Genomic DNA, 2,675 nt, shown 5'->3' with positions numbered 1-2,675 from the left:
AGCCAGCTGGCATTCGTGGCACCGCTACCAAGCTTCATCAGCAGGAATCCCAGTCCGATAGTGCACAGGCCTGCCGGAATGACGAGGCGCGCCTGATAGCGGAGCGAGAGACGCTCGGCCAGCGGCGGTACGACCAGCGCCGGCAGGGTATAGGCGAGCAATCCGAGACCGGCAGCGACGCCGCCATAACCAAGACCTGCATGAAACCAGATGGGCAAGTAGATCATGAACGGCCAGAAACTGATGTTCATCGCCGCCGATCCGATGATCGCGCCAGAAAAGGCACGGATGCGAAAAACCGAGGAGTCGAACATCGGATGCGCGGCGCGGCGTTCCGTGACGACGAAGGCGATGAAGCCGGCGACCGATGCCCCCATGATCGAAAGCCCGACCGGGCTGACAAAGCCGAATGCCGGTCCCTGCGTAATAAAGAAGGCGAGCGCGAAAACGGCAATCGACAGCGTAGCGATCCCGGCTATGTCGAGCTGCGTTGCATGCGGGTCTCGCGATTCCTGTATACCGCTGAACGTCAGCACGAGGGTCACGATGGCCAACGCCACATGGACGAGGAACACCCACTCCCAATTCCACAGCACCACGATGGCGCCGCCGATGATCGGACCGAACCCCAATCCGATGCCGGACATGATGCCCCACCAACCAAATGCCCTGCCGCGCTCCGCTGCGGTACGAAACTGGTGCGACAGGATAGCGATCTGGCACACCAGCATCGCCCCGCCGCTTAGTCCCTGGAGGAAACGTACGCCGATCAGCACTGCCACGCTTTGGGCGATACCGCAGGCAAGAGAGGCTGCGCCGAAAGCCGCGACGCTGACGATGAATACACGCTTGCGCCCAAAGCGATCCGCCAATGCCCCGGTCGCCATCAAAACTATCGTCACGCCTATCGTATAGGCATTCATGATCCACTGAAGCTGGCGGAAATCCGCACCCAGCAGCTTTTCCAAAGTCGGGAGGATTGCCGGTACGCTGGAAATCTCCAGACCGAACATCAGGGCCGACAAGCATATGGCGGCGAGCGCAACGGCGTTACGCGACGAGTAAGGGCTGGCTTCAGCCAAAGTCATGGTCGGCCTCTCAACGGGATGGATGACCGTGACGTAGCGAGGGCTTGACCATAGCAAAATGGGATGGTTGAATATTTCAGAGACAACGATTTTGGATAGTAGTGATGGCCACGTTGGATGTGGATGCGGTTCAGGTCTTTGTCGCAATTGCGGATCTGCGAAGCTTCACGCGCGCCGCCCAGGCCCTGGGTTCGACACAGGGTGCGATCAGCGTGAAGTTGAAGCGCCTTGAGAATCGGGTCGGCCAACGCCTGATAGAGCGGACGCCGCGTTCCGTCCGGTTGTCAGCCCAGGGCGAGGTGTTCCTCGAAGGCGCACGTGAATTTCTGGCGGCTCATGATCGCGCGCTGGCGGGCCTCTCGGCGGTCAGGCGGCGCTTCGGTCTTGGCATCGCAGCCCATGTCGCGGGTGCGGAGGTTCCGACGCTGCTCGGGCGGCTCCACGCCCATGATCCCAGTCTGACCATTGAAGTACGCATGGACAGTTCGCGGGCATTGCTTGACGCCTTCGATCGGGGCGAACTCGACGCCGCCATAATCCGGCGCGAGGATGACCGGCGCGATGGAGAGGTTCTCGCGGCCGAGCATTTTGGCTGGTACGCAGCCCCGCAATTTGCCCATCGGCAGGGCGAGCCGCTCAGGCTGGCCGCCCTGTCGCCTGCTTGCGGGGTCCGCGATATCGCTGCGCAAGCGCTGGACGCGGCCTGCATATCGTGGACGGAAGTGTTTCTAGGCGGAACCTCGGCGATGGTGACGGCAGCAGTCTCGGCCGGCCTTGCCATTTCCGCTTTCTCCTGCCGGCAGGCACCGCCGGGAACGATAGAAGTCAGTCAACGCTTCGGCCTTCCGCCGCTGCCGTCCACCGAGATCGTGATGTTCTCCACGCTGACCGACATGAAATCGCGTGAGGCCCTGCGTACCCTGGCCGCCGCATTCCGCGACCATCGGCCCGGGACCAAAGTAGAACATCTCCGGCCCGATGAAACTGTCGGTCCTGTTCTACCTACCGCATGCGCGATCCATGCCCGCAGTTCGAGTAAAAGGGAACAGGGCTGAGGAGGCGGGGGACCGAGCGCTTAAGTTGAGGATGTCAGCTATCGTTGCTCCTTGCTGAAGCACTCGACCCTTTGTCGCTGTTCAGACGCCAAATCCCCATGCTCAGGTGCAGACGGCCTGGTTCCGGCAGCTCGCGACCCTCCCCTGTCATAAAACATAAGTCTAGATGTCCCTAGCCCCTCCTCTTCAGCAGTCTTTCCTCCGCGCTGTGCTCCGCAGAAGGGCTTCGGTCGCTGGGATTGTCACAGGGTCTGTTCGTTAGACAACGCAGGACCGAACTATCAGCGAACTGCCCGACGCCCCGGGGCGGCATACGATCTATCTGGACAGCAACCGTTTCAGTACGATAGCAAGGCGTACAAACGGGGGTGTATCATTTCAATTCGTCGATTGCTGGTCGCGGCGATGCTGGCGGGCATCGCGACCAGCGCGGGCGCGCAGGACCAGGGGGCCCTGACCGTGCCGGTTTCCGCGCCTGACCATCTCTCGGCCGCGCAAGTGTTCGCGCTGGCCGGGGAGGCGCGTGATCGCC

2 protein-coding genes are annotated in these 2,675 nt (G+C 61.8%); one reads left to right on the top strand and one right to left on the bottom strand.

From position 1 onward, the window contains the following. A partial coding sequence (locus RT424_RS23820; protein ID WP_313443296.1) for an MFS transporter occupies nt 1-1,013 on the bottom strand: 1,013 nt, incomplete at its 3' end. A gap of 179 nt (nt 1,014-1,192) precedes the next feature. Here RT424_RS23820 and RT424_RS23815 point away from each other — a divergent pair. Further along, the gene (locus RT424_RS23815; RefSeq protein ID WP_313443288.1) at nt 1,193-2,143 is read left to right on the top strand and encodes a LysR family transcriptional regulator; all 951 of its coding nucleotides are present in this window, start codon (nt 1,193-1,195) and stop codon (nt 2,141-2,143) included. The last annotated feature ends 532 nt before the right edge of the window (nt 2,144-2,675 follow it).

Origin of the sequence: Novosphingobium sp. (assembly GCF_032093395.1) — a bacterium.
Classification (GTDB): Bacteria; Pseudomonadota; Alphaproteobacteria; order Sphingomonadales; family Sphingomonadaceae; genus Novosphingobium.
This window is presented reverse-complemented; position numbering and strand designations above follow the sequence as displayed.